Genomic DNA, 25,850 nt, shown 5'->3' with positions numbered 1-25,850 from the left:
GGCACCGATTACGATGAGTGGTCGCCCCCGCCCGGAGGCGGGAGAACGAGGCCCCCGACATGCTGCGCTGGCTGCTGGATCTGAACCTCGTCGACGGACCTGCGCCGTTGATCATCTGGGGTCTGGCAGCCAGCGGGGTCGTCGCCCTGCTGATCCGGCCGCTGCGCCGGCGCTGGCTCGTGCGCCTGCTGATCGGGGTCGCCGCCGGCGCGCTGGTCGGCTGGTTCCTGGTGGTCTGGGCCGATGCGAGCAACGCGTTCGGCGTGCCCATGCCGGACACGGTGAAGTGGTGGACCACCGGAGGCTTCGCGGCGATCGGCCTGTGCGTCGTCAGCCTGTGGTCGTCGCACTGGTGGCGCAAGGCCGTCGCGATCCTCACCGTCATCACCTCGGTGCTGTCCATCTTCCTCGGCATCAACCAGGCGTTCGGGCTGGACCGCAGCCTGGGCGACCTCCTGGGGATCAACACCCTGGGTTCGATCGACAACTTCGCCCCGCCGCTGACGACCCCGGTCGATGAGACCAAGCCCCTGTACGAGACGTGGACGCCCCCGAGCGACATGCCCGCACAGGGCAGGTACGGCGCCTTGAACGGCTCGCACGCGATCACGTCTTCGGCGGGTTTCAAGCCCCGTTCCGCCACGATCTACCTGCCGCCCGCCGCACTGGTGACGGATCCGCCGCCCCTGCCCGTCGTCGTGTTCATGATGGGTCTGCCGGGCTGGCCGAGCCCGCATCCGATGGTGGATGTGCTGAACGAGTTCGCCGCGAAGCACGACGGGCTCGCCCCGATCGTCGTGATCGCGGACCAGCTCGGCTCGCAGTCGCAGAACCCGGGCTGTGTCGACTCCGCGGCCTACGGCGGCGTGGAGACCTACTTCAACAAGGACATCCCCGACTACATCCGCACGCACCTGCGGGTGCTGCAGGACTCGAAGTACTGGACGATCGCGGGCTACTCGAACGGCGGCGCGTGCGCGTTCATGTGGGGCGCGCGGCACCCCGACATCTGGGGGAACATCGCGACCGCATCGGGCGAGCCGTGGGCGGGATCGTCGGATCCGGCCTCGGTGCTGAAGCCCGTCTACAAGGGGGACGTGGCGGCGTTCGACGCGAACAAGCCCTCCGCGATCCTCACCGAGCACCCGGGGGAGTACGCGGGGCACTACGCGATCTTCGCCGCCGGCGCGCTGGACAAGAAATACGGCCCGCTGAACCGCACCTCGGCGGCGCTCGCCGAGGCCGCCGGATTCCACACCACGTTCTACCTCGTGCCGAACGCGACGCACACGGGCCCGGGCCTGAGAGGCGGCCTCGCCAAAGCGTTCTCGGTACTCTATCCCCGATGGGGATTGGCGGCGGGATGAGCTTCTCGGTTCGCGCGACGATGGCCGGCGCGGCGGCGCGTGCGGGACGCTCCCTGCGTCGGCACCCGTTCTCGGTGGGACTGAGCGCCCTGCTCGTCATCACCGGCGCCGCGTTCGGCACGTTCTGGGGGGAGCACCCGGACTGGCTCGGCGCCAGCCCGCTCACGCTCGGCCGGGAGCGGCAGTGGTGGACGCCCCTCACCGCGCTTCTCGTGCCGGACTCCTGGGGCGAGCTGATCATCGCGCTCGTGATCGCCCTCACGCTGCTCGCCTACGCGGAGCGGCTGATGGGCACGCTGCGCACGGCGCTCGCGTTCGTCGTCACCGGCGTGCTGGGCGTGCTGCTCGGCATCGGCACGCAGTCGCTGGCCTGGTCGTGGGGCCAGGTCTGGGCGCGGGTGGACGCGCGTGGACAGGTCTTCGACCCGCTGATCGGGATCATGGGCGCCGTGATGGCGGGCAGCGCCTTCGCCCCCGCACTGCACCGCCGCCGGATCCGGCTCATCGGCTTCGCGCTGCTGCTCACGTTCACGCTGTACGGCGGGGATTCGGACAGCGTGTACCGGCTGTTCTCCGCGCTGATCGGGCTGGTCGCGGGCGCTCTGCTGAGCAGGGGCCGGGCCCGCGCGGCCTGGCATCGCAGCTCCTATCGCGAGACCAGGACCCTCATCGCCGCGATGGTGGCCGTCACCGGCCTCGGCCCGCTGATCGTGCTCATCACCGGCGTGGGGACGGGCCCGCTGGCACCGGTGGTCGCGGGCCTGCGCGGCGTGGACATCTCCGGGATCATCGACAACTGCTCGGACACCGTCTCGGACCGCTGCGTGACGACGTTCAGCACCGCCGTCGCCACAGGCACCGGCGTCGTGCTGATGAGCCTGGTGCCGTTGCTGCTCAGCCTGGTCGCGGCGTGGGGGCTGCGCTCCGGGCGGCGCGCGGCCTGGTTCCTCGCCATGGGCGTGAACGCGATGATGGCGCTGCTGACCGGCATCAGCGTCGCGGTGCGGCAGTTCACGCATCCGGCCGACGTCGTCACGATCGACCGCCAGTTCCCCGGATTCTCAGTGCTCGCGATCCTGGTCCCGGTCGCGATGTGCGTGCTGCTCGCGCTCACCCACCGGCGCTTCGCGGTGCGCGCCTCGCGCCGGGCGGTGCGCAGGTTCGTGTGGATCATCGGGATCGCGTTCGCGGTGCTGGTCGCCGCCGACATGATCCTCGTGATGACCGCCGGTCATCCGGCGTCGTTCTGGTCGACCCTCGGGGGCACTCTGCGGCGGTTCCTGCCGACAGGCATCGGGCACCCCGGATCGAAGACCTCCCTGACCGGCCTGTCGCGCGCCGTGCATCGCGACGTCGGCGGGCTGTTCTGGCTCGTCTTCGCCGCCGCCATGCTGACGCTGCTGCGCGGCCGTTCCGTGAGCACGGCGGACGAGACGGAGCGCTTCCGCGCGCAGCTGCGCGAGACCGATGGCGGCACGCTCGGGTTCATGGGCACCTGGGAGGGCAACGAGCACTGGTTCACCCGTGACGGCCGCGGTGCGGTGGCCTATCGCGTCGTGTCCGGCATCGCGATCGCAGTCGGCGATCCGGTGTGCACCCCCGGCGACGCGGAGCACACCATCCGGGGCTTCCTGGACTTCTGCGACTCGAACGCCTGGACCCCGGTCTTCTACAGCACCCATGAGGAGTTCGTCCCGGCGTTCCGGAGATTCGGCTGGAAGCGCCTCTCCGTGGCCGAGGAGACGGTGGTGCCCCTGGAGCGGTTCGAGCTCACCGGCAAGGTCTGGACCAAGGTGCGCCAGCCGTACAACCGCGGCCAGCGCGACGGCCTGACGACGCTGTGGACGACGTGGGAGCAGCTGCCCGCCGGTCTCGTCTCCCAGCTCGACGCGCTCAGCGAGCAGTGGATCGCGGAGAAGGCGCTGCCCGAGATGCGGTTCACGCTGGGAGGCATGGAGGAGCTGCGCGATCCCGACGTGGCGATCCTGCTCGCGCTCGGTCCGGAGGGCGAACTGCAGGCGGTCACCAGCTGGATGCCGGTGTGGCGCGAGGGAGAGCTGATCGGCCGCACGCTCGACTTCATGCGCCGCGCCGACGGTGCCATGCCGGGCGTGATGGAGTTCGCGATCGCGTCGGCCGCTCTGCACATGAAGGAGCTCGGGCTGCAGGTGATGAGCCTGTCCGGCGCGCCGCTCGCGCAGAGCGCCGACGGCGGCGAGGACGACGGCGCCGAGTCGGCGGCGATCAAGCGGCTGCTGGAGTGGCTCAGCCGGGTGCTGGAGCCGGCCTACGGGTTCGCGTCCCTGCTGCGCTACAAGGGCAAGTTCAACCCCGAGTACCGTTCGATGTATCTGTTCTACGCTGACAACAGTCAGCTGCCGGCGATCGGCCTCGCGATCGGGCGCGCGTATCTGCCCGATGCCTCGCCCGCCGAGTACGTGGCGCTGGTGCGGTCGCTGGCGGGCTGAGCCCGGGCGCAGCGTGGAGGGGAGGCGACAGCAGATGCCGTCGGCAAGGGTGCGAAGCCGGATCCGGATCGGCGCGCTGCTGGCGCTGTGCGCGCTCGGCGTGTGCGCGCTGCTCGTCGGCATGATCGGGAAGCAGGGACGCCCGCTCACCGCGCCGCTCCCCGCGCCGCCGTCGCTCACCTCGCCGCTCTACGAGACGTGGACGGCGCCCGTCGATCTGCCCGTACAGGGCACCGTGACTCTCCTCACCGGCACGAAGCGGATCCCGTCCACGGCGGGGTTCACGCCACGTGACGCGTCGCTGTACCTGCCGCCCGCCGCGCTCGTGAAGAACGCCCCGGCGCTGCCCCTCGTGGTCTTCATGATGGGACAGCCCGGCGATCCGGATCCCGAGCCCATCCGCGCGGCGATGGATCAGCTCGCCGCCCGCCACCACGGCCTCGCGCCCATCGTCATCATCGCCGATCAGCTGGGCACGCCGGACGCCAATCCCGCGTGCGTCGACTCCGCCGCGTACGGCGGGGTGGAGACCTATTTCACGAAGGACATCCCCGCCTGGGCGCGCCAGAACCTGCGGATCCTGCCGGCCCCCGCGGCCTGGACCATCGCGGGATTCTCGAACGGCGGGGGCTGCGCGCTGGACTGGGGCGTCGAGGATCCCGCGCTGTGGGGCAGCATCGTGAGCGTCTCGGGCGAGTCGTATCAGGGCACCGAGTTCCCGGACCAGGTGCTGCAGCAGGTGTTCGACGGAGATGAGCAGGCATACGCCGCAGCCAAACCGGCGGCGAAGGCGGCGCAGAACGCCGGCGCGTTCGCCGGTCACGTGGCGTTGTTCGCGGCGGGCGCCCAGGACGCCTTCTTCACGGCGCAGGTGCGCTCCTCGGCGCAGATCGCCCAGGAGGCGGGGTTCGAGACGCGGGTGTTCAGCATCCCCGGGGAGGACCACGTCGGCGCCCTCCCCGAGGGCCTGCTGAAGACGTTCGGCGCGCTGTTCCCGCATCTGGGGCTGGCGCCGCCCGGCTAATCGATCCGGCTCAGCCCACCTGGCGCACCGCGACCGGTTCGGCGTCCACCGCGATGCCGACGACGTCGCCGAACGAGGGGCGGATCCGGGCGGTGTGCTGCACGCGCACGAGCGCGCCGTCCTCCGTGCGCACCAGCGTGCGGCGCATGCTGCCGAGGAACATGCTCTCCTCGACGGAGGCGGTCACCGCGGCGTCCGCGGCCTCGACGAGGCGCACGTTCTCCGGGCGCAGCAGCACGTCGACCTCCCCGGTCGCGGGGGTCTGCAGCGGCAGCTCGGTGCCCCACACGCGGACGGTCGTGCCGTCGGCCAGGCCGCGCACGATGCTGGAGAGTCCGACGAACGCGGCGACGTGCGCGGTCGCGGGGCGCAGGTACAGCTCCTCCGGAGAGCCGATCTGGTCGATCCGCCCGGCGTCCATCACGGCGATCCGGTCGGAGACGCTGAGCGCCTCCTCCTGATCGTGCGTGACGAACACGGTGGTGATCCCGAGGCGGAGCTGGATCCGGCGGATCTCGTCGCGCAGCTGCACGCGCACCTTCGCATCCAGGGCGGAGAGCGGCTCGTCCAGCAGCAGCACCCGGGGCTCGGTGACGAGCGCACGGGCGAGAGCGACGCGCTGCTGCTGCCCGCCGGAGAGCTGGTGCGGGTACTTGTCGGCGTGCGCCTCGAGGCCCACCAGAGCGAGCGCGTCCAATGCCCGGCGGCGTGCGGCGGCGGTGGCGACCTTGCGCCGGCGCAGCCCGAACGCCGTGTTGTCGACGACGCGCAGGTGCGGGAACAGCGAGTAGGACTGGAACACCATGCCGATGTCGCGCTTGCTCGTGGGGATGCCGGACACATCCTTGCCGCCCAGCAGCACAGCGCCGCCGTCGGACTCCTCCAGGCCCGCGAGCACCCGCAGCAGGGTGGTCTTGCCGCAGCCGGACGGCCCGAGCAGGGAGACGAACTCGCCGGGGGCGATGTCCAGGTCGATGCCGTGCAGCACCGGGGTGCGGCCGTAGCTCTTGACGATGCCCTCGAACTGCACGCGGGTGCCGTCGCTCGAGCCCCTGAGCAGGGAGTTGTCGGCGGTGCGGGGGAGCGCGATGTCGCTCATGAGTCGGCCTTTCCGGAGCGGCCGCGGGCGGCGCGTCCGATGATGAGGAGCAGGAGGAAGCTGAACGTGAGGGCCATCAGCGCGAACATCGCGGGAGCCCACCCGTCCTGCTTCTGCACGACCACGAGCGCGGTCTGCAGCACGTCGCGGTTGAGCAGCGACGCGATGGTGAACTCGCCGAGCACGACGGCGATCGACAGCAGCGACGCAGCCAGCAGTCCCTGGCGCAGGTTCGGCGCGAGCACCCGCAGCACGACCGTCACCCACCCCGCGCCGAGCGACCGGGCCGCCTCCGCGAGGGTGCGCATGTCGACCGCGTCGATCGAGGCCTGGATCGAGCGGTACGCGAACGGCAGCACGGTGATGCCGTAGGCGAACCCGAGCGTCCAGGCGCCGGTGCCGAGGCTCCTCCCGATCTGCAGGTAGATCGGCGTGAGGCCGACGACCAGCACGATCGCGGGGATCGAGATCGGCAGCAGCACGACGAACTCGAACACGGGGCGCAGACGCGGGAACCGCAGGTTCACCAGGATCATGGTGGGCGCGAGCACCAGCAGCACGATCAGCACCGTCACCACGGCGAGCATCAGCGAGTTGCCCAGGCCCGTCCAGATCGGCTGGTAGACCGACGCCTTGGCGGGATCTCCCAGACCGGCCCAGTGCGAGAGCGTGAACCCGCCGGTCTCGGCGCGGAACGTGTACGCGAGCGTCGCGACCAGCGGCACCAGGAAGAACAGCCCGACGAGGATCCCGATGATCCAGCGGGTGAGCGCGGACGGCGTGAGACCGTTCATGCCTGCCACCTCGCAGCCCGGCGCTGCACGAGCGAATACAGCCACATCACGATCCCGACGACGACGATCATGCCGAGCGCGAGCGCTCCGGCCAGGTTCTCCCGGCCCAGCACCGTCTCGCTGGTGAGCGCCGCGCGGATCTGCAGCGGCACGATCTGCGAGCCCTGACTGGCCAGCGCCGCCGCGGTCGCGTACGAGGAGAACGCGTTCGCGAACAGCAGGAGGAAGCTGGCGAGGAAGGCGGGCGCGAGCACCGGGATCCCGATCCGCAGCCAGAAGCTCGAGCGCGTGCCGCCGAGCGTGAGGTTCGCCTCGGCCCACTGCGGCTTCAGCGCCGAGAGAGCGGGCATGAACGTGATGACCATGAGCGGGATCTGGAAGTACAGGTAGGGCAGGATCAGGCCGGGCAGCTCGTAGATCCACGGGCCCTGTGCGAACAGGTCGACCCCGAAGAGATCCTTGAGCAGCATCGTGATGACCCCGCGGAGCCCGATCGACGCGATGAACATGAACGCGAGCATCACGCCACCGGTCTGCGCGAGCACGCCCGACGCGGCCTCCACGACCGTGCGCACCGTGCCCGCGGGGTTCATGCCCAGCAGGGCATAGCAGACCAGCGCGCCGACGACGGCGCCGATGACCGCGGTGAGCAGCGAGATCCCGGCGGAGTTGCCGAACGTGAGCAGGATGGTCGGATCCCAGAGCGCCGACAGATTGCTCCCGGTCAGGGCGCCGCTGCGGGTGAAGAACCCCGTGGCGACGGCGAGGATCGTCGGCAGGACGAGGAACAGCAGCAGATAGGCGGCGAAGGGGACGAGGCCGATCGTCGCGAGCCCGTGGCGGACGAGCGCAGGGGCACCGCGCCGGGCCGAAGCACGAGGCTCCGACCCGGCGCGGGGTGCGGCCGGAGCCGCGGTGGCGGAGGAGGTCACTGGACCGCCGCAGCCCACTTCTGGCCGAGCAGCGTGCCCGCCTTGGTGCTCTGCGCCTCGGTCGGAACGACCGTGTCCTTGGGCGCTGCCGGCAGCTCGGCTGCGAGGGTCTTGTCGATCGTGCCCGCCTTGGTCATGGCGTCCATGCGGGCCGGACGTGCGCCGCCCTTGAGCCACAGGTTCTGGCCCTCGTCGCTGTACAGGAACTCCTCCCACAGGCGCGCGGCCGCGGGGTGCGGGGCCGCCTTGTTGACGGCCTGGTTGTAGTAGCCGGCGTAGCCCGTGCCGGGCAGCACGACCGTCTTCCAGTTCTTGTTGTCCTTCTTGTGGGCCGTGTTCAGGTAGTCCCAGTCGAAGACGACGGGCGTCTCGCCGCTCGCGACGGTCGCCGTGGTGACGTCGACCTTGAGCAGGTTTCCGGCCTTCTGCATCTCGGAGAAGAAGTCGATGCCCTTCTGGTAGTCGTCCAGCGTGCCGCCGGACTGCACCGTGGCCATGCCCACCGCGGCGAAGGCGGCGCCGGCCTGCGTCGGGTCGCCGTTCAGCGCCACGGCGCCCTTGTACTCGGACTTCTTCAGGTCGGCGAGCGCCTTCGGCGCGGGGAACTTGGACGAGTCGTAGCCGATCGACATGTACCCGCCGTAGTCGCCCGTGAACAGGCCGGTCTTGTCCTTGAGGTTTGCCGGGATCTCGTCCCACTTCGCCACCTGGTACGCGGCGAACTTGTCCGTGTTCTGCAGGGTGACGGTGAGGCCGAGGTCGAACACGTCGGGCGCGGTGTCCAGGCCCTGGTTCGTCTTCGCCGCCTGGATCTCCTCGGCGCTGGACGCGTCGGGGGTGGCCTCGTTGACCGTGATCTTCGGGTACTTCTTCTTGAAGGCGTCGAGGATCTCGCCGTAGTTGGCCCAGTCGTGCGGCAGGGCGACGACGTTGAGCGCGCCCTCCGCAGCGGCGGCCTTCTCCAGGTCGGCCAGAGTGCCGAAGTCCTTGAGAGACGTGGCGGTGGCGGCGTTGCCGCCGGCGCCTGCGGAGCCGCTCGGGTCGGCGGAGGCGGATCCGGAGCAGGCGGAGAGCAGGAGCGCGGCGCTGGTCGCCAGCGCGATGCCTGCGCCGATGCGTGCGCGGCGGGAGCTGATGAGCATGATTTCCTCTCGGTGTCCGGCGCGTCGCCGGGTCGGGTTGAGAGGAATGTACGGCGGACGGGTTACCGGCGGACCGGGGAGGGGTGAACGCGCAATGAACGGCACGGCTCCGTCCGGGATCGCCGGTCCCTGAGCCTGTCGAAGGGCCGACGGCTTCCCTGCGGCCCGGGCGCCTGGTTGGATCGGAGCATGGACCTTCCCGACGCGATCGACCTCGACGGCGCCACCCTCATCCGCGTCGAGTCGCCGGACGGCATCGCCTGCTGGACCGCCGGGATCGAAGGCGGCGACGGCGGCTGGACGGTGAGCATCATCGCCGAGCCGGCCGAGGAGCCGAGTGCGGAGGCAAGAGACGCCGCGCAGGGCATCGTCGCCGGCTTCGGCGCGCTCAGCGAGGCCGCGATCGGCTACCTCGTGGATGAGCTGCCCGCCTCTCGCGGTGACCTGTCGGAGGCCGATCGTGCACTGCTCGCGGCCCAGGATCCGCCGTTCGGCGCCCCGGAGGCGGTCGTCTGGCCGGACGGGACCTGGATGATGCGGTTCGCCGAGTGCGGCCTCGAGATCGGAGACGACTACGGCGTCGGCGTCATGTTCGCCGGATCCCGTCCGGTCGCCGTCGAGGACCTCTCGGATCCGGACGACGTGGAGTGATCGCCGACGTCAGGGCAGGGGCGCCGCGTACTTGAAGCCGCGGTGCGAGCCCACGAAACCGAGGCGCTCGTAGAACCGGTGCGCGTCGACGCGCTGCGCGTCCGAGGTGAGCTGCACCATGGGGGTGCCGAGCGCGGGTGCCGCGACCTGCGTGGTCCAGCGCATCAGCGCGGATCCGACCCCGGTGGAGCGCAGATCCGCGCGCACCCGCACCGCCTCGACGAGCAGCCGGGTCGCGCCGCGGCGGGACATCCCGGGGATCCGGGTGAGCTGGAACGTTCCGACCACGGTGCCGTCGTGTTCGGCGACGAGGAGATCGTTCGACGGATCCGCGAGCACCGACTCCAGGCCCGCCGTGTATGCCGGGAGGTCCTCTTCCGCGGCCATGTCCCCGCGGGACGCGCTGATGGCGTCATCGGCGAGCAGCGCGATGATCGCGGCGGCGTCGTCGGGCCGTGCACGTCGCAGCGTCACCACGCCGATCCGGGTCTCGAGCGGCGCGGGCAGGTCAAGATCGGCGAGCATGCCCCGATCCTTTCACGCGGGAGACGGCGTTTCGTCTCGGTCGTCGCTGCGCTCCGTCCTCGCTCAACGACCCGAGTTTTCCTGGGGACGCGTTCGTCTCGGTCGTCGCTCAACGACCCCGATATTTCTGGGGTCGTTGAGCGAGCAGCGACGAAGGAGCAGCGAGACGAAACGCGGGTCAGGCGCCGACGACCTCGGGCTGGGCGTCGACGCCGGCCTCCTTGCGCTGGGCAGCCGTGATCGGGGCCGGCGCGGCGGTGAGCGGGTCGAACCCGTTGCCGGTCTTCGGGAACGCGATCACCTCGCGGATCGACTCGGTCTTGGACAGGTGCTGTAGCACGCGGTCCATGCCGAGCGCGATGCCACCGTGCGGGGGAGCGCCGAACGTGAACGCCTCGAGGAGGAAGCCGAACTGCTCCTCGGCGACCTCGTCCGAGATGCCCATGACCTCGAAGACGCGCTTCTGCACGTCCTCGCGGTGGATGCGGATGGATCCGCCACCGAGCTCGGAGCCGTTGCAGACGATGTCGTACGCGTAGGCGAGGGCGGATCCCGGATCCGTGTCGAAGGTCGCCTCGAACTCCGGCTTGGGGCCGGTGAACGCGTGGTGCACGGCGGTCCAGGCGCCGGCACCGACGGCGACGTCGCCCGAGGCGACCGCGTCGGCGGCCGGCTCGAACATCGGCGCGTCGACGACCCAGGTGAACGCGAACACGTCGGGGTCGAGCAGGCCCAGGCGGCGGCCGATCTCGACGCGCGCGGCCCCGAGCAGGGCGCGGGAGTCCTTCGCGGATCCGGCGGCGAAGAAGGCGCAGTCGCCGGGGGCGGCGCCGACGAGCGCGGCGAGACCCGCCTGCTCGGCCTCGCTGAGGTTCTTGGCGACCGGGCCGCCGAGCGTGCCGTCCTCGTTGAACAGGACGTACGCCAGTCCCCGGGCGCCGCGCTGCTTGGCCCAGTCCTGCCAGGCGTCGAGCACCTTGCGCGGCTGCGAGGCGCCGCCGGGCATGACGACCGCGCCCACGTAGTCGGCCTGGAACACGCGGAACGTGGTCTCGGAGAAGTAGTCCGTCGCCTCGACGAGTTCGAGGCCGAAGCGCAGGTCGGGCTTGTCCGAGCCGTACTTCGCCATCGCGTCGGCATAGGTCATCCGCGGCAGCGGGGTCTGCACCTCGACGCCGATGGTCGCCCACATCGCGGTGAGGACAGCCTCCATCATCTCGATGACGTCCTCCTGATCGACGAAGGCCATCTCGATGTCGAGCTGGGTGAACTCCGGCTGGCGGTCGGCACGGAAGTCCTCGTCGCGGTAACAGCGCGCGATCTGGAAGTACTTCTCCACGCCGCCGACCATGAGCAGCTGCTTGAACAGCTGCGGGCTCTGCGGCAGGGCGTACCAGCTGCCGGGGTGCAGGCGCGCGGGCACGACGAAGTCGCGGGCGCCCTCCGGGGTGGAGCGGGTGAGAGTGGGCGTCTCCACCTCGACGAAGGCGCGCTCGTGCAGCACGTCGCGCAGCGCCTTGTAGACCTTCGAGCGCAGCTGCAGCGGCGCGATCGAGGCGGGTCGGCGCAGGTCCAGGTAGCGGTGCTTGAACCGCACGTCCTCGCCGACCGGATCGGCCTCGACCAGGCCGGACGAGACCTGGAACGGCAGCGGCGCCGACTCGTTCAGCACGACCACGTCCGCCACCACGATCTCGACCTCGCCCGACGGCAGGTTCGGGTTCTCGTTGCCCGCGGGGCGACGCGAGACCTCGCCGGTGACCTGCAGCACGAACTCGCTGCGCAGCGGCCGGGCGATCTCCTCGTCGCGGATGACGACCTGGGCGATCCCTGAGGCGTCCCGCAGATCGATGAAGGCGACTCCTCCGTGATCACGACGGCGATCGACCCACCCCGCAAGGGTGACGGTCTGACCGATGTGCGCGGCGCGCAGTGCGCCTGCCGTGTGGGTGCGAAGCACGGAATATGCCTCCAGCTAGGGGAAAAGGGATACCCGCCATTCTACGGGGACGCGTCGCGCCCCTCGTGGGGGAGGGCGCGGCCTCACTAGACTCGCGGCAAGCACCACCCCTCGACCGATCCTGGAAGGCGCTCCCATGCACATCCTCCCCACCGCAGACGCGACCGACGCGGTCAGCAACGTCTACGCCGCGCTGTTCTCCGGCGGCAGCATCACCTTCTCCCTGATCCTCTACGTGATCATCGCGATCGCGCTGTGGAAGGTGTTCACGAAGGCCGGCCACCCCGGGATCCTCGCGATCATCCCGATCGTGAACGCGATCTACCTGATCAAGATCGCGGGCATGAGCGGCTGGTTCGTGCTGCTCTACCTGATCCCGATCGTCAACATCATCTTCGCGATCATCGTCGCGGTGAAGCTCGGCAAGAACTTCGGCAAGGGCGGGGCCTTCTCGTTCTTCCTGCTCTGGCTGTTCTCGTTCATCGGCTACTTCATCATCGGATTCGGCTCGGCCCAGTACCGCCGCGCCTGACCCGGGATGCCCGCAGAGAGACTGCACCTCGTCCGGCACGGCGAGGTCTTCAACCCTGACCACGTGCTGTACGGGCGGCTGCCCGGCTATCACCTGAGCGACGCGGGTCGGCGGATGGCGCAGGCCGCCGCCGACCACGTCGTGGGCCTTGACCGGCCGGTGACGCAGCTGCGCTGCTCCCCGCTCGAGCGCACCCAGGAGTCGGCCGAGCCGTTCGCCACGGCGTTCGGGCTCGTGCCGCGGCTCGAGGAGCGCATCATCGAGCCGTGGAACGTGTTCGAGGGCACGCGCATGCGGCGTGCCCTGATGAACCCGTGGAACTGGCGGCACCTGCGCCGGCCGTCGGTGCCGAGCTGGGGAGAGCCGTACGTCTCGATCGCGGATCGGATGCGCGCGGCGATGGACGACGCGTGGCACGAGGCGGACGGCGGCGACGTCGTGTTCGTCTCGCATCAGGCGCCGATCTGGATCACGCACCTCTCGGTCGCCGGGCTGCCGCTGCGGCACGATCCGCGCAGCCGTCGGTGCGCGCTGTCGAGCGTGACGTCGTTCGAGCGGGTCGGCGACGTCTGGCGCGAGGTGGCGTACGCCGAGCCCGCGGCGGCCGGCATCGACCTCGGCGCTGTCTGACCGGCGGCCTCAGGCCCCCGACGTCGGGCGCACCGGTACGGCGGGGACGACGTCGAACGGATCCGCGTCGCGCGCGGGCAGCAGGAAGCGGCGACCGTTCGTGGCGGCGACCGGCACGAGCGCACGGATCAGCGCGGCTCCGCGGATCCCCGCCTCCCGCAGCGCCTCGACTTCGGCCGGGTTCAGATCCACGGGGGAGTCGCCGTTGCCCATGTCGGTGCCGTAGCGGACGGTCCCGCCATGCGCGTGGAAGCGCCGCACGTTGTCGATCGCGATCTCCCTGGCCTCGCCGTCATGGATCGCCAGGGTCGAGATCCAGGCGATCCGCCCGGCCTGACGGGCCACCTCGGTGTCGCTCAGCGGCGTGCTGAAGGGCGCATGCGCGAGCGCGCGGACTCCGAGTCCCGGCATGCGCTCGGCCTCGCCAGGGCCTTCGGCGTGCGCGACGACGGGAAGACCGAGCTGGTCGGCGGTGCGCACGATCGAGTTGATCATGCCGTCACCGAACACCGGACCGGCCGTGCTGTTGCTCGCGATCTTGATCACGGCGGCGCCTGCGGCCTTCATCTCCGCGATCGCCGCTGCCGCATCCGCCAGGGTGGCGACCTCGCGGACCGAGCCGGGCGGTGCCCAGGCGCGGTCCGAGGGATATCCGCCAGGCGGGGTCAGGAACGCGCCGGCGTACGAGATCGAGACGCCGCTCGGGTCGTCGCCGAATCGCGCCGCCACGATCTGCGCGAAGCGCGAGACCGCCGCCGGGGCGGATCCGAGATCCAGCACGCGACCCAGCAGGGACTGCTCGAGCCGATTCGGGTCCACGAGCTGCAGGTGGACGTGATGGTCGGTGAACCCTCCGATGTACGACCCCTCTGCCACGGGGCTACCGGCCGATCTCGGTGCGCACCGCGTACAGCTCGGGGAAGAAGGTGAGATCGAGCGCGCGTTGCAGGAAGTCGACGCCGCTGGATCCGCCGGTGCCCACCTTGCGGCCGATCGTGCGGGTCACGGTGCGCAGATGCCGGAAGCGCCAGAACTGGAAGTTGTCCTCGACGTCGACCAGCTCCTCGCACGCCTCGTACAGATCCCAGTGCTCGTGCGGGTGCTCGTAGATCTGCGTGAGCACCGGCACGAGGGAGTCGTGCATCCGGTACGGCTGGCGCACGTCGCGCTCCAGGATCTCGGCGGGGATCGGCAGTCCGCGGCGCGCGGCGAGGCGCAGGAACTCGTCGTACAGGGTCGGCCGCTCCCACTCCGCAGTCAGCATTGCGAGGTTCTCCGGGTGCGCGCGGAACACGCCCAGCATCCGCTCGTTCTTGTTGCCGAGCGCGAACTCGACCGCCCGGTACTGCACGGACTGGAAGCCGGACGAGTTGCCCAGGTCGCCGCGGAACTGCGCGTACTCGGTGGGCGTCAGCGTGGCCAGCACCGACCACTGCTGGGTGAGCACCTCCTGGATGTGCTTCACTCGCGCGACGTGCTTGAGCGCCGAGCGCAGGTCATCCTCGGCGAGCCGGTCGCGGGCGGTGCCCAGCTCGTGCAGCACGAGTTTCAGCCAGAGCTCGGTGGTCTGGTGCTGGATGATGAACAGCATCTCGTCGTGATGCTCGGGCACGCTCACCGGGTGCTGCGCGCCGAGCAGGCGATCCAGATCGAGATACGACCCGTAGGTCATCCGATCCTTGAGGTCCGTCACGATGCCGTCTTCGAGCGCGCGTTCGTTGTCCGCCACCGGGCGACCTCCTCGTCATGGATGCGTCCAGTATCCCATCCCGCCTGATGCGCAGTCTGGGGTGGACGGAGGCGTCGTGCGGATCAGCCACCCACCGCGCGGAGGTACTGACCCTCGGGGGAGATGCCGGATCCGGCGACGGTGAAGCGCACGATGCTCGACAGGTAGCGGTCCTCGCTGGCCTCGAAGATGCGGCCGTCGGCATCGCGGGAGGTGCGGCTGAGGCGCAGGATCGGGGTGCCCGGCGGCACCTGCAGCAGCGCCGCGTCCTGCTCGTCGGCGGCGACCGCGTCGATCTCGTGCTGCAGCCCGATGATGGGGTGCCCTTGGGATCCGAGGTACTCCGTGATCGAGACCGTGTCGGGGTCGATCGTGAACAGCAGCCGGCCCACCTCCTCGGTGTAGAACAGCCGCTCGAGCATGGTCGGGCGGTCATCGAGGAAGCGCAGCCGGACGACGCTGACGATCGTGTCGTCGGGGGAGACGCCGAGTGCCTGTGCCTTCTCCGTGCCGGCGCGGCGCAGGCTCAGCTCCTGCGTGCGCGCACCGGGCCGAGCGCCGAGTTCGCGGGCCCAGCGGGTGAACGGCACTGACACGTCGACGGCCTGCGTCGCCTTGCGCTCGACCACCCGGGCCGGGCGGCCGCGCGCGGTCTCGATGAGGCCTTCGCCGCGCAGGGCCGCGAGCGCGTTGCGGATCGGGCCGCGCGACGTGCGCCAGCGCTCGGCGAGCTCGGCCTCGGTGGGGACCGCGTCTCCGGGACGCAACTGGCCGGCGGCGATCCTGGCGCGCAGATCGTCGGCGATCTGGGTATAGACAACCTCGTGCACATAGGCATACTACTTGACGTCGACACTCCCGGAAAGCGGCGTTTCATCACTGTTCACGCAAGCAACGCCCGGGTGAACAGTCGAGGAACTGTGCCGAGTTAGGTATACATCTCGCCGTCGGACTTGAGAGAGTCTTCGAGGATTCCTTCCGCACCTCCCCTCCCGAAAGGTCCTCATGAAGCTTCGTGCTCTCACCGCCGTGGCCGCCGCCGCCGTCCTCGCTCTCGGCCTCGCCGGCTGTTCCGGCGCGGCGAACGCCACCTCGTCCGGTGACTCCACTGCTGCTCCCGCCGCGAACGGCGGCTACGCCGTCGACGCGAACACCCTCGTGTTCGGCGTCGTGCCCGACTCGGTCGACACCCAGACCAACTACCAGCCGCTCATGGACTACCTGGCGAAGCAGACCGGCAAGAAGGTCCAATACCACGAGTCGACCGACTACGCCGCCCTGATCGAGGCGTCCGTGGCCGGCAAGGTCGACGTCGCGTCGTTCTCCGGCTTCACCTACATCACCGCCACCAACGCGGGCGCCAAGCTCACCCCGATCTCCTCGATCGTCACCAAGAAGGGCCAGGAGCCGGGCTACTACTCCGAGGCGATCGTGCCGAAGGGATCCTCGATCACCTCGATCAAGGACTTCGCAGGCAAGAAGGTCTGCTTCGTCGACCCGTCCTCGACCTCCGGCTACCTGTTCCCGAGCTACAACCTGCTCAAGGACGGCATCGACCCGAAGACCGGCGTCACCCCGGTGTTCGCGGGCAAGCACGACGTGAGCGTGCAGAAGGTCGGCGAGGCCAAGGAATGCGAGGCGGGCTTCGCCGAGGACTCCGAGGTCGCCAAGAGCGACAAGGTCACCGTCGTCGCCAAGACGATGGTCCCCGGTGCGCCGCTCGTCTACTCCTCGGTGCTGCCGAAGGAGACCAGCGACAAGGTCGTCTCCGCGCTCAAGGAGATCACGATCGACGACATCGTCAAGGCCGGTATCAAGGGCGCCGACAGCGAGGCGTTCAAGGCGACGTTCTACGCGACGAAGCCGGTCGATGACAAGTACTACGACATCATCCGCGACATCTGCGAGAAGACCAAGGCCGATCAGTGCAAGAAGTGATCTGAGGATCCCTTCCGGGGCCGTCGGCATCGTCCGGCGGCCCCGACCCTCGCGAGACGCCACCTTCCGCATGAGACACCACATCTGCCGTGGTGTCTCATGCCGGATCCGGAGTCTCGCGGAGTGATTCCGATGCGAACCAGGAGCGCACCATCATGAGCACCCCCGCCCCGGCCGAGCCGGTCATCCGTCTGTCCGGCGTCACCAAGCAGTTCGGCGCGACCACCGCGCTGAAGGGCGCCGACCTGTCCGTCGCGCGTGGTGAGATCGTCGTGCTGCTCGGGCTGTCCGGATCCGGCAAATCGACGCTCCTGCGGCACCTCGACGGCCTGGAGACTCCCACGTCCGGTGAGGTGGAGGTGCTCGGATCCGCCGTTCCCGCGCTGAAGGGCACAGCGCTGCGTGCGCTGCGCAGCCGGGTCGGCTTCATCTTCCAGCAGTTCGAGCTGGTGCCGTCGCTCACGGTGCTGGAGAACGTGCTGACCGGATCGCTCTCCGCCGTGCGCGGGCCGCGTCTCGGGCTCTGGGGGTACGGCAAGGACGCGAAGCTGCAGGCGCTCGGCCACCTCGACCGGGTCGGGCTGCTGGATCGGGCCTACCAGCGCAGCGACACGCTCTCTGGCGGTCAGCAGCAGCGCGTCGCGATCGCCCGCGCGCTCATGCAGCGCCCCGAGATCCTGCTCGCCGACGAGCCCGTCGCCTCGCTCGACCCCGAATCCAGCGACCAGGTCATGGCGCTGATCCGCGAGATCGCCGCCGACGAAGGCCTCACCGTCGTGTGCAGCCTGCACCAGGTCGATCTCGCGATCAGCTGGGCCGACCGCATCGTGGGCCTGCGGCACGGCGAGGTCGTGCTGGACACCCCGACCGCGGGTCTCAGCAAAGCCGCGGTCATGGAGATCTACGGCCGGGTCGCGACGACCACGGCCGAGCTCACCGCCGTCACCTCCGAGCTCATCGACGCTTCGACAGGCTCAGCGACCGGGGTTTCGACAGGCTCAGCGGCCGGGGTTCCGGAAAGCTCCGCGACCGTTGCGGGCGTGCCCGCGTGACCGCGCTCGCCGCCCCGCCGCGCGCGAGCCGCCCGGTTGTCCCCGGGGACATCGCGTCCCGGGCGCCGCGCCCCCGCGTCTCGCCCGAGCGGGTCGCTGCGGGGCTCACCCTCATCGCGCTCGTCGTGCTCGGGATCCTCTCGCTCGTGCAGAGCGGATTCTCGCTCACGGGCGTGTTCCAGAGCGGGGACAACGCGCAGCGCTTCTTCACCCGGGTCGGCGCGCTCACGTTCCCCGCGCCCCTCGACCTGCTCTGGCTCATCGCACTCACGGTCGGGCTCGTGCTGGTCGGCACGCTCCTCGCCGCCGCGCTCTCGGCGCCTATCGCCTACCTCGCCGCGTCCAACACGACGCCGGGTCCGGGCTGGCGCGGTGCCGCGCGCTTCATCGGCGTGCTCACGCGCTCGATCCCCGATGTCGTGCTCGCGATGGCGTTCGTGCTGATGTTCTCCCTGGGCACGCTTCCCGGCATCCTCGCGATCGGGATCCACTCCATCGGCATGATCTCGAAGATGTTCGCCGACGCGATCGAGCAGATCGACGAGGGGCCGCGGCTCGCGATCCGCGCCGCCGGGGGCACGACGCTGCAGCAGTTCACCGCCGGCGTGCTGCCGCAGGTGCTGCCCAGCTGGGTCGCGACAGTGCTGCACCGCAACGACATCAACCTGCGCGGCAGTGTCGTGCTCGGATACGTCGGCGTCGCCGGCCTCGGCCTGGAGATGTCCTACGCGTTCAAGGCGCTCAACTACGGTCGCGGCCTCGGCATCGCCCTCGTGATCTTCGTGCTCTGCGTGGTCATGGAGGTCATCTCCAGCGCGGTGCGCGGCGCCATGCTCGGCGAGACCGCGCAGACCCGCTCCTGGATCGACCGGATCCTGCACCCGCGGCTCCGTCGCGTCGCGGAGGCGTCCGTCGCTCCCGCACCCGCCTGGGCCGCCTCTCCGGCCACCGCCCTGCACCGGCCGTGGACCCCCGAACGCCGCCGCAACACGGTCGCCGGCTGGGTCGCGGTGGCGATCGTGATCGGCAGCGTGCTCGTCTGCCAGATCCAATGGGGCGACCTCGTCACCGTGTGGGCGAAGATCCCGGAGACCGTGGCCAAGTTCTGGCCCCCGGACTTCGGCAACTACGACGCCTCCGTGATGATCGGTGCGATGCGCGACACGATCGCGATCGCGCTCGCCGCGACCGTGCTGACCCTGCTGCCGTCGCTGATCCTGGGATCCTTCGCCGCCCGCAACGTGGCGCCCACCGGAACCGTGCGCGGCGTCGCCCGGTTCCTGCTCGTCGGCATCCGCGGGATTCCCGAGCTGATCCTCGCGATCGTGCTCATCGTCGTGACGGGCCTGGGCGCGACCGCCGGGATCGTCGCGCTCGCGATCGGCGGCATCGGCCTGCTCGGAAAGCTCGTCGCCGACTCCTTCGAGGAGGTCGACCGCGGTCCGGAACGGGCGCTGCGCGCTGTCGGTGCGACCCGGCTGCAGACGTATGCGTCGGCGACCGTGCCGCAGGGCGTGCAGGCGCTGATCGGGCACAGCTTCTACATGCTCGACACGAACATCCGCGCGGCGACGATCCTCGGCATCGTCGGCGGTGGCGGCGTCGGCTACTACCTGCTGAACGCCGGGCAGGGATCGCGCTACGAGGTGGTGACGGCGATCGTGCTCATGATCCTCGCCACCGTGCTCGTGGTCGAGGGACTCGCGATGTGGATGCGGAAGGTGTTCCGGTGAGCCGGGGCGACGGGATCGCGGATCGCTTCGACGTCGCGGTGGTCGGATCCGGGATCGTCGGTCTCGGGGCCGCGTACGCCGCCGTCCGCCGTGGCCTGCGGGTCGTCGTGGTCGACCGCACCGAGCGTCCGGTCGGATCCACGATCCGCAACTTCGGGCACCTCTGCATCGGGGCGCAGGAAGGGCTCGCGCGCGGCTACGGGGAGACCTCCCGCGGCATCTGGCTGCGGCTCGCCGCCGAGGCCGGTTTCTGGGTGCGCGCGTCGGGCACGCTCGTGGTCTCCCGCGAACATGATGAGCTCGCGCTGCTCGACGAGGCCACTGCGGTGGACGCGACGAGCGGTGCGGCCGGCGCCGGGATCCGGCTGCTCGGGCCGTCGGAGGTGACCGCGCTGGCGCCGGTGCGCGCGGAGATCGTCCGCGGCGGTGCCCTGGTCGACGGCGACCTGCAGGTGAACCCGCGCGAGGCGGGGGCCGCGATCGTGCGGCACCTCGTCGAGCTCGGCGTGGAGTTCCGCTTCCGCACGGCCGTCACGGGCGTCGCGACGGGCGTCGTGTACACGACCCGTGGCGACATCGTGGCCACCGACGTCGTCGTCGCGGTGAACCACGACCTCGATCAGCTGCTGCCCGAAGTGGCAGAGCGGGCCGGTATGGTGCGCTGCGCGCTCGACATGATGCGCGTCGCAGTCGATCTGCCCGCGCCCCTGCACGCTCCGGTGCTCACGGGCTGGTCGCTGGTGCGCTACCGCCGGTTCGCCGCGCTCGGTACCGCGAAGCCGCTCCGCGAGCGGCTGCACACGCGCCACCCCGACCTGGCGGCCCTCGACCTGAACCAGATGTACACCCAGCTGCCGGACGGCACCCTGCTGCTCGGCGACTCGCATCGCAAGGCCGTGCAGCCGGATCCGTTCCAGTCCGAGGCCGCCTTCGACGCGTTCCTCACCGGCGCGCAAGAGCTGTTCGACATCCGCCGGGTGCGGGTGCTGGAGCGCTGGCAGGGCGTGTACGCGTCGGCCGCGGAGGAGTTCCTCATCGAGGAGCCCGAGCCCGGCGTGCTCGTCCTCGCCGTGACCACCGGCATCGGCATGACCACGGGCCTCGGGCTCGCCGAGACCGAGACCACCCGCGTGTTCGGGTGGGGCTCGGACATCGCATCAACGTCCGCCACCGTCGGCGGCATCGCACAGGAGGAGAACGCATGAGCGCGCACACGCCGCAGGGGAGCACCCCGATCGAACTTGTGGTGCTGGACATGGCGGGCACCACCGTGCTCGATGACGGGGTCGTGGAGCAGGCGTTCCAGCGCGCGGCCGAGCGCACCGGCGTCGCCGCCCGCATCGGCTGGGACGCCGCCCTGCAGTACGTGCGCGACACCATGGGGCAGTCCAAGATCGACGTGTTCACGCACCTCGCCGACGGCGACGTCGCCGTGGCTGAGCGCGCCACGGAGCAGTTCGAGCTCGCGTACGCCGAGATCGTCGCCGCGCAGGGCGTGACCGAGATCCCCGGCGCGGCCGACGCGATCCGCGCCCTCCGCGACGCGGGCCTGCAGGTGTGGCTCACCACGGGCTTCGCCCCCGTCACCCGCGACGCGCTCGTCGACGGCCTGGGCTGGCGCGACCTCGTCGACGGGGCGCTCTCGCCCGTCGACGCCGGCCGAGGCCGCCCCGCCCCCGATCTCGTGCTCACCGCGCTGCTGCGCGCGGGCGCGTCGTCGGTGCAGGCGGTGGCTGTCGCCGGCGACACGATCAGCGACGTGCAGTCCGGCCGTCGCGCCGGCGCAGGCTTCGTCGCCGGAGTGCTGAGCGGCGCGCACGACCGGGCTGCGCTGGAGAGTGCGGCCCCGGACGCGGTGCTCGCCGACGTGACAGAGCTCGCCGCCGTGCTCGCCGGACGCGGGCTGCTTCCCGGGTTCTCTGGTGTTGCACGCGTCGCGGATCCGGTCGCCGCGGATCCGGTCCCCGTGCCGATCGCGGCCGGCTGAGATGCGCACGGCGCTGCTCCGCCCGGCCGAGCCCGTGCACCGGCACGACGTGCCGCTGCGGCCGGCCGCCGTCGCTATGGCCTGGCTCGGCGTCGGCATCCCGCACGAAGCGCTCGCGGTTCCCGGTGTCGCCCTCGCCCCGCATGACGCGCTCGTCGCGGTGGAGATGTCGACGATCTGCGGATCCGACATCCACACCGTGCAGGGGCGGCGGCACGCCCCCACGCCCCTCGTGCTCGGGCATGAGAGCGTCGGGCGCATCATCGCGATCGGTGATGAGGGCGTGCGGGGTGCGGACGGCGCGGAACTGCACATCGGCGACCGCGTGATCTGGTCGGTCACGGTGTCCTGCGGCCATTGCGACCGCTGCGTCGCCGGGCTCACCCAGAAGTGCCGGGATCTCGCGAAGTACGGACACGCCCGCATCGAGCCCCGCTGGGAGCTCACCGGGTCCTTCGCCGGGCACGTGCATCTGCGTGCGGGCACGACGATCGTGCGCGTGCCCGAGGCTCTGCCCGCCGCCGCGCTCGCGCCCGTGTCGTGCGCGACGGCGACCGCCTGGGCCGGCATCGTTCGCGGGGCGGCGCTGCGCGGACGGGGGCGGCCCGATCCCTCTCCGGTGACGGGGGAGGACGCCGCGGTGCTCGCCTGCGAGCGGGTGCTGGTCTTCGGCGCCGGACTCGTCGGACTGACCGCGGCCGTCATCGCCGCCGAACTGGGCGGGCACGTGCGGATCGCGGATCCCGACCCCGCGCGGCGCGCGTTCGCCGAGCGGTTCGGCCTCGCCGCGGTCGGCCCGGACGATGTCGTCGAAGAGGGCGCCGACCTGGTGATCGAGGCCTCGGGGCGCGCCGTGGCCGCCGCGCTCGACGCCGTCGACGTGGGCGGTGCGGTGGTGCTGCTGGGCAGCGTGTTCCCGACGGATCCGGTGCCGCTCGACGCCGAGCGGATCGTCCGCGGCCTCATCGCCGTCGCCGGGGTGCACAACTACACCGGCGCCGAGCTGCACGCCGCCGCCGCGTTCATGGCGGGCCGCGGGCGCGCCCATCCGTTCGCCGAGGCGGTGGGCGTGGTGCACCCACTGGCCGCCCTGGACGCGGCCCTCGTCCAGGCTGCCGCTCCCGGCGCGCCGCTGCGGATCGGGCTCACGCCGCGCTGAGCCCCGGGTGTGACGCCCGTGTCCGCGCGCGGAGCCCTGGTCGTGCCAGGCTTGTCGGATGAGCGCCCAGAACCGACCGCCGCAGCCCGCTCTCGGCGTGCTGCTCGTCGTCGGATCCTGCCTCTCGCTGCCCTTCGGCGCCGCCGTCGCGACGATGATCTTCCCCGAGCTCGGGTCTTGGGGCGTCACCGGGCTACGGGTGCTGATCGCGGCGGTCGTGGTGCTGATCATCGCGCGCCCCCGGCTGGGGCGGTGGAACCGCGCGCAGTGGACGGCCGCGATCCTGTTCGGGATCTCGATCGCCGCGATGAACGGCATGTTCTACGCGGCGATCGACCGGATCCCGCTCGGCCCTGCCGTCGCGATCGAGTTCCTCGGACCGCTGGTCCTCTCCGCCGTGCTCACCCGCCGGGTCGCCGACGCCGTCTGGGTCGGCGTGGCGCTGATCGGGATGGGGTTGCTCGGCGTGGACGGGATGGTCGGCGCCGAGGGACTGGATCCGCTGGGCGTGCTGTTCGCGCTCATCGCCGCGGGCTTCTGGATCATGTACATCCGGATGAGTGCGCGGGTCGGCGCGGTCACCACCGGTACCGAGGGGCTCGCCGTGTCGCTCGCGGTCGGCGCGATCCTGCTGCTGCCGTTCGGGGTGCCCGCCGCGGTGACCGCGGTCGGCGATCCGAAGGTGCTCCTGCTCGCGGCGGTGACCGCGCTGCTCGCCTCGGTGATCCCGTACACGCTGGAGCTCGCGGCGCTGCGTCGACTGCCGCAGCGGGTGTTCGGGATCCTGCTCAGCCTCGAGCCGGTGTTCGCGACCCTCGCGGGCTTTCTCGTGCTGGGCCAGCACGCCTCCGGCCTGCGCCTGGCCGCGATCGCCCTCGTGGTGGTCGCGAGCGTCGGCGTGACCGCGGGCGCGCGCAAGCGCCGGGGCGCCGGGCCGGAAGAGGAGCCGCCCTCGTTCATGACCGGATCCATCCCGGTCGTCCCCGACTGAGGCCTGCCCGCCGCTGAGTCCGTCATACGCCCGATCAAGGCCCAGGCGCGGGCGTAACGTCGGACGCATGAGCCTTTTCGATCTCGCACATCCGATCGTTCTCGCCCCGTTCGGCGGGCTCTCCTCGATTGCGCTCGTGGCCGCGGTGAGCGAGGCGGGAGGGCTGGGGTCGTACGGGCTGTACGGCTATGACGGCGACCGGATCCTCGAGACCGCCGCCCGGATCCGTGCCGTGACGGATCGGCCGTTCGCCGTGAACATCTGGCTGCCCACCGGCGATGAGGTCGCGCCGGGACCGGAGCACGACGGGTACGCGGCAGCGCTCGCCCCGTTCTTCGCCGAGGTCGGCGCCGAGATCCCCGCCCGCCCCGAGCGGTACCTGCCCCCGGTGCAGGAGCAGCTGGATGCGATCTGGGAGGTGGCCCCCGCCGTGCTCAGCGTGGTGTTCGGGGTTCCCGCACCGGACGTCGTCGCCGAGGCGCACGCGCGAGGGATCCGCGTGGTCGGCACCGCCACCACGGTCGCCGAGGCGGTCGCGCTCGCCGAGGGCGGCGTCGACGCCGTCGTCGCGACCGGGGCTGAGGCAGCCGGACATCGGGTGTCGTTCCTGGACCGGGCGGAGGAGTCCCTGGTCGGCCTGTTCTCGCTGCTGCCGCAGGTGGTCGACGCGGTCGGCGTGCCCGTGATCGCGGCCGGCGGCATCTCGGACCGGCGCGGGGTCGCCGCGGCCTTCGCGCTCGGCGCCGCCGGCGTGCAGACCGGGACCGCCTTCCTCGGCACCACGGAGTCGGCGGCGAACGACGCGCACCGGGCCGCGATCCGTGCGACCCCGGCCGAGGGCACCGTGCTCACCCGCGCCATGAGCGGACGGCTCGCACGCGGCGCGCGCAATCGCGCGGTCGCCGAGATCGAGCAGGCCGGATCCATCGCCCCGTTCCCCGCGCAGAACTGGATCACCGGCCGCTTCCGCGCCCCCGCGGCCGTGCAGGGGAAGGGCGAGCTGCAGTCGCTGTGGATGGGGCAGTCGGCACCCCTGGCCCGCTACGACACCGCCGCCGAGGCGTTCGCGGAGCTCGTGGCCGGAGTGCCCACGCGCTGAGGATCCGCCCTCGTTCGCTCCCGGCACGGGGATCCGATCCCCAGATCAGGAGAACTGACCCAGATCAGGCAAATCTGCGCAGATCGTCCTGATCTCGGTCACATCGCCTGATCTCGGGACACGGCGACGGCACCGGACCTGGCGGAAGGCGCAGGCTCGCCTCAGAGGATGACGGTCGACCGACCGTGAACGATCACGCGGTCCTCCGCATGCCATTGCACGGCGCGGGCGAGCACGAGGCGCTCGACGTCGGCGCCGCGGTTCTGCAGCTCGGCGGCGGATTCGGCGTGCGTGACCCGGGTCACGTCCTGCTCGATGATCGGACCCTCGTCGAGATCGGCGGTGGCGTAGTGCGCGGTCGCGCCGATGAGCTTCACCCCGCGCTCCTTCGCCCGGGCGTAGGGGTTGGCACCGATGAAGGCGGGCAGGAACGAGTGGTGGATGTTGATCACCGGGGCGCCGACGTCGCGGATGAAGTCGTCGGTGAGGATCTGCATGTAGCGCGCGAGCACGACGAGGTCGACGTTGCCCTGCAGCAGCTCGAGCTGGCGGCGTTCCATCTCGGCCTTGGCCTCGGCGCCGGGCGCGGACGGGATGTGCACGAACGGCACCCCGAACGTGCGCACGGCGTCGGCGAGATCCGGGTGGTTCGAGACGACCATCGTGACGTCGACGTCCAGCTGGCCGCGCTGGGCGCGCCACAGCAGCTCCATCAGGCAGTGGTCGTACTTCGACACGAAGATCGCCACGCGCTTGCGCTTCGCCGCGTCGTGCAGCGACCAGTCCATGCCGAACCGCTCGGCCACGGCGGCGAGGTCCGCCTCCAGCGAGGGGCGGTGGGCGGCAAGCCCCTCGCGGTGGATCACGGTGCGCTGGAAGAAGCGTCCGCCCTCGGCGTCGGTCGAGTGCTGGTCCAGCGAGATGATGTTCACCTCGTGCGCGGCGAGCACGCCGGCGATGGCCGCGACGATGCCGGGCTGGTCGTCGCAGGCGATCAGCAGTCGGGCGGTGTCGGGCTGCGCCATGGCGTCTCCTCGC

The 25,850-nt window shown here is 71.0% G+C and carries 24 protein-coding genes; 14 read left to right on the top strand and 10 right to left on the bottom strand.

What is annotated here, in order from left to right; genetic code table 11:
* Positions 1-17: 17 nt before the first annotated feature.
* The 3 genes from ABD882_RS02070 to ABD882_RS02060 are packed head-to-tail and all read left to right on the top strand — an operon-like array spanning position 18 to position 4,859.
* Positions 18-1,367: an alpha/beta hydrolase gene (locus ABD882_RS02070; protein WP_345183825.1), complete on the top strand. Its 1,350-nt coding sequence runs from the start codon at positions 18-20 to the stop codon at positions 1,365-1,367.
* Positions 1,346-3,835, top strand: coding sequence for a bifunctional lysylphosphatidylglycerol flippase/synthetase MprF (locus ABD882_RS02065; protein WP_345183823.1), 2,490 nt, complete (start codon positions 1,346-1,348; stop codon positions 3,833-3,835). Before ABD882_RS02070 ends, ABD882_RS02065 begins: the two co-directional genes overlap by 22 nt.
* 34 nt (positions 3,836-3,869) lie before the next feature.
* Positions 3,870-4,859 (top strand): alpha/beta hydrolase, encoded by a 990-nt coding sequence (locus ABD882_RS02060; protein WP_345183822.1) that lies wholly within the window; start codon positions 3,870-3,872, stop codon positions 4,857-4,859.
* Between the two features lie 10 nt (positions 4,860-4,869).
* On the opposite strand, the gene ABD882_RS02055 is transcribed toward ABD882_RS02060, so the two are convergent.
* From ABD882_RS02055 to ABD882_RS02040, 4 genes are read right to left on the bottom strand one after another with little or no spacing between them, the layout of a single operon-like run.
* Positions 4,870-5,958 carry an ABC transporter ATP-binding protein gene (locus tag ABD882_RS02055; RefSeq protein WP_345183821.1) on the bottom strand — a complete coding sequence of 363 codons (1,089 nt, stop codon included), beginning with the start codon at positions 5,956-5,958 and terminating at the stop codon, positions 4,870-4,872.
* Complete coding sequence (locus ABD882_RS02050) at positions 5,955-6,752, bottom strand: ABC transporter permease (protein WP_345183819.1); 798 nt, start codon at positions 6,750-6,752, stop codon at positions 5,955-5,957. Before ABD882_RS02050 ends, ABD882_RS02055 begins: the two co-directional genes overlap by 4 nt.
* Positions 6,749-7,684, bottom strand: a complete 936-nt coding sequence (locus ABD882_RS02045; protein WP_345183817.1) for an ABC transporter permease — start codon at positions 7,682-7,684, stop codon at positions 6,749-6,751. Before ABD882_RS02045 ends, ABD882_RS02050 begins: the two co-directional genes overlap by 4 nt.
* A complete protein-coding gene (locus ABD882_RS02040) occupies positions 7,681-8,826 on the bottom strand; it encodes an ABC transporter substrate-binding protein (protein WP_345183814.1) in 1,146 nt (381 codons plus the stop codon). Before ABD882_RS02040 ends, ABD882_RS02045 begins: the two co-directional genes overlap by 4 nt.
* A gap of 189 nt (positions 8,827-9,015) precedes the next feature.
* On the opposite strand from ABD882_RS02040, the gene ABD882_RS02035 reads away from it, so the two are divergent.
* Positions 9,016-9,477: a hypothetical protein gene (locus tag ABD882_RS02035; RefSeq protein ID WP_345183812.1), complete on the top strand. Its 462-nt coding sequence runs from the start codon at positions 9,016-9,018 to the stop codon at positions 9,475-9,477.
* 9 nt (positions 9,478-9,486) lie between these two features.
* Here the strand turns inward: ABD882_RS02035 and ABD882_RS02030 are convergent, their stop codons facing one another.
* A complete protein-coding gene (locus ABD882_RS02030) occupies positions 9,487-10,002 on the bottom strand; it encodes a GNAT family N-acetyltransferase (protein ID WP_345183810.1) in 516 nt (171 codons plus the stop codon).
* A 178-nt stretch (positions 10,003-10,180) separates the two neighbouring features.
* Positions 10,181-11,962, bottom strand: a complete 1,782-nt coding sequence (gene aspS / locus ABD882_RS02025; RefSeq protein WP_345183808.1) for an aspartate--tRNA ligase — start codon at positions 11,960-11,962, stop codon at positions 10,181-10,183.
* A 136-nt stretch (positions 11,963-12,098) separates the two neighbouring features.
* Here aspS and ABD882_RS02020 point away from each other — a divergent pair, with 136 nt between their 5' ends.
* Complete coding sequence (locus tag ABD882_RS02020; RefSeq protein ID WP_345183806.1) at positions 12,099-12,494, top strand: DUF5684 domain-containing protein; 396 nt, start codon at positions 12,099-12,101, stop codon at positions 12,492-12,494.
* 6 nt (positions 12,495-12,500) lie between these two features.
* Positions 12,501-13,124 (top strand): histidine phosphatase family protein, encoded by a 624-nt coding sequence (locus ABD882_RS02015; protein WP_345183804.1) that lies wholly within the window; start codon positions 12,501-12,503, stop codon positions 13,122-13,124.
* 9 nt (positions 13,125-13,133) lie between these two features.
* Here the strand turns inward: ABD882_RS02015 and ABD882_RS02010 are convergent, their stop codons facing one another.
* The 3 genes from ABD882_RS02010 to ABD882_RS02000 all read right to left on the bottom strand — a co-directional run bounded on the left by ABD882_RS02010 (position 13,134) and on the right by ABD882_RS02000 (position 15,683).
* Positions 13,134-14,000, bottom strand: a complete 867-nt coding sequence (locus tag ABD882_RS02010; protein ID WP_345183802.1) for a hydrolase — start codon at positions 13,998-14,000, stop codon at positions 13,134-13,136.
* 4 nt (positions 14,001-14,004) lie between these two features.
* Positions 14,005-14,853, bottom strand: coding sequence for a tryptophan 2,3-dioxygenase (gene kynA / locus ABD882_RS02005; protein WP_345183800.1), 849 nt, complete (start codon positions 14,851-14,853; stop codon positions 14,005-14,007).
* An 83-nt stretch (positions 14,854-14,936) separates the two neighbouring features.
* On the bottom strand, positions 14,937-15,683 hold the full coding sequence (locus ABD882_RS02000; RefSeq protein ID WP_345183798.1) for a GntR family transcriptional regulator: 747 nt from the start codon (positions 15,681-15,683) through the stop codon (positions 14,937-14,939).
* A 175-nt stretch (positions 15,684-15,858) separates the two neighbouring features.
* Here ABD882_RS02000 and ABD882_RS01995 point away from each other — a divergent pair, with 175 nt between their 5' ends.
* The 8 genes from ABD882_RS01995 (at position 15,859) to ABD882_RS01960 (ending at position 24,812) form a co-directional block, all read left to right on the top strand.
* Entirely contained in the window at positions 15,859-16,791 is a 933-nt protein-coding gene (locus ABD882_RS01995; protein WP_345183796.1) for a phosphate/phosphite/phosphonate ABC transporter substrate-binding protein, read from the top strand.
* Positions 16,792-16,946: 155 nt separating this feature from the next.
* Positions 16,947-17,843, top strand: coding sequence for a phosphonate ABC transporter ATP-binding protein (gene phnC / locus ABD882_RS01990; protein WP_345183794.1), 897 nt, complete (start codon positions 16,947-16,949; stop codon positions 17,841-17,843).
* The gene (phnE, locus tag ABD882_RS01985; protein ID WP_345183793.1) at positions 17,840-19,576 is read left to right on the top strand and encodes a phosphonate ABC transporter, permease protein PhnE; all 1,737 of its coding nucleotides are present in this window, start codon (positions 17,840-17,842) and stop codon (positions 19,574-19,576) included. Before phnC ends, phnE begins: the two co-directional genes overlap by 4 nt.
* Positions 19,573-20,781 carry a TIGR03364 family FAD-dependent oxidoreductase gene (locus ABD882_RS01980; RefSeq protein ID WP_345183791.1) on the top strand — a complete coding sequence of 403 codons (1,209 nt, stop codon included), beginning with the start codon at positions 19,573-19,575 and terminating at the stop codon, positions 20,779-20,781. The genes phnE and ABD882_RS01980 overlap by 4 nt, the downstream gene beginning before the upstream one ends.
* On the top strand, positions 20,778-21,563 hold the full coding sequence (locus ABD882_RS01975) for an HAD family hydrolase (RefSeq protein WP_345183789.1): 786 nt from the start codon (positions 20,778-20,780) through the stop codon (positions 21,561-21,563). The genes ABD882_RS01980 and ABD882_RS01975 overlap by 4 nt, the downstream gene beginning before the upstream one ends.
* 1 nt (position 21,564) lies before the next feature.
* Positions 21,565-22,722 carry an alcohol dehydrogenase catalytic domain-containing protein gene (locus ABD882_RS01970; RefSeq protein WP_345183787.1) on the top strand — a complete coding sequence of 386 codons (1,158 nt, stop codon included), beginning with the start codon at positions 21,565-21,567 and terminating at the stop codon, positions 22,720-22,722.
* 58 nt (positions 22,723-22,780) lie between these two features.
* On the top strand, positions 22,781-23,713 hold the full coding sequence (locus ABD882_RS01965; protein WP_345183785.1) for an EamA family transporter: 933 nt from the start codon (positions 22,781-22,783) through the stop codon (positions 23,711-23,713).
* Positions 23,714-23,780: 67 nt separating this feature from the next.
* The gene (locus ABD882_RS01960; protein WP_345183783.1) at positions 23,781-24,812 is read left to right on the top strand and encodes an NAD(P)H-dependent flavin oxidoreductase; all 1,032 of its coding nucleotides are present in this window, start codon (positions 23,781-23,783) and stop codon (positions 24,810-24,812) included.
* A gap of 161 nt (positions 24,813-24,973) precedes the next feature.
* On the opposite strand, the gene purU is transcribed toward ABD882_RS01960, so the two are convergent.
* Complete coding sequence (gene purU, locus ABD882_RS01955; RefSeq protein ID WP_345183781.1) at positions 24,974-25,837, bottom strand: formyltetrahydrofolate deformylase; 864 nt, start codon at positions 25,835-25,837, stop codon at positions 24,974-24,976.
* Between the last annotated feature and the right edge of the window lie 13 nt (positions 25,838-25,850).

The sequence above is a fragment of the Microbacterium panaciterrae genome, assembly GCF_039541635.1.
Lineage (GTDB): Bacteria > Actinomycetota > Actinomycetes > Actinomycetales > Microbacteriaceae > Microbacterium > Microbacterium panaciterrae.
Note: the sequence above shows the minus strand (reverse complement) of the source record. Positions and strands in the feature narration are given on the sequence as shown.

Coding starts and splice junctions, on each gene's coding strand:
- ABD882_RS02015 (WP_345183804.1), top strand. CDS start 12,501: ATGCCCGCAGAGAGACTGCACCTCGTCCGGCACGGCGAGGTCTTCAAC.
- ABD882_RS01975 (WP_345183789.1), top strand. CDS start 20,778: ATGAGCGCGCACACGCCGCAGGGGAGCACCCCGATCGAACTTGTGGTG.
- ABD882_RS02040 (WP_345183814.1), bottom strand. CDS start 8,826: ATGCTCATCAGCTCCCGCCGCGCACGCATCGGCGCAGGCATCGCGCTG.
- ABD882_RS01970 (WP_345183787.1), top strand. CDS start 21,565: ATGCGCACGGCGCTGCTCCGCCCGGCCGAGCCCGTGCACCGGCACGAC.
- ABD882_RS01995 (WP_345183796.1), top strand. CDS start 15,859: ATGAAGCTTCGTGCTCTCACCGCCGTGGCCGCCGCCGCCGTCCTCGCT.
- ABD882_RS02035 (WP_345183812.1), top strand. CDS start 9,016: ATGGACCTTCCCGACGCGATCGACCTCGACGGCGCCACCCTCATCCGC.
- purU (WP_345183781.1), bottom strand. CDS start 25,837: ATGGCGCAGCCCGACACCGCCCGACTGCTGATCGCCTGCGACGACCAG.
- ABD882_RS02060 (WP_345183822.1), top strand. CDS start 3,870: ATGCCGTCGGCAAGGGTGCGAAGCCGGATCCGGATCGGCGCGCTGCTG.
- ABD882_RS02030 (WP_345183810.1), bottom strand. CDS start 10,002: ATGCTCGCCGATCTTGACCTGCCCGCGCCGCTCGAGACCCGGATCGGC.
- ABD882_RS01965 (WP_345183785.1), top strand. CDS start 22,781: ATGAGCGCCCAGAACCGACCGCCGCAGCCCGCTCTCGGCGTGCTGCTC.
- phnC (WP_345183794.1), top strand. CDS start 16,947: ATGAGCACCCCCGCCCCGGCCGAGCCGGTCATCCGTCTGTCCGGCGTC.
- ABD882_RS01960 (WP_345183783.1), top strand. CDS start 23,781: ATGAGCCTTTTCGATCTCGCACATCCGATCGTTCTCGCCCCGTTCGGC.
- ABD882_RS02055 (WP_345183821.1), bottom strand. CDS start 5,958: ATGAGCGACATCGCGCTCCCCCGCACCGCCGACAACTCCCTGCTCAGG.
- ABD882_RS02020 (WP_345183806.1), top strand. CDS start 12,099: ATGCACATCCTCCCCACCGCAGACGCGACCGACGCGGTCAGCAACGTC.
- ABD882_RS02050 (WP_345183819.1), bottom strand. CDS start 6,752: ATGAACGGTCTCACGCCGTCCGCGCTCACCCGCTGGATCATCGGGATC.
- ABD882_RS02065 (WP_345183823.1), top strand. CDS start 1,346: ATGGGGATTGGCGGCGGGATGAGCTTCTCGGTTCGCGCGACGATGGCC.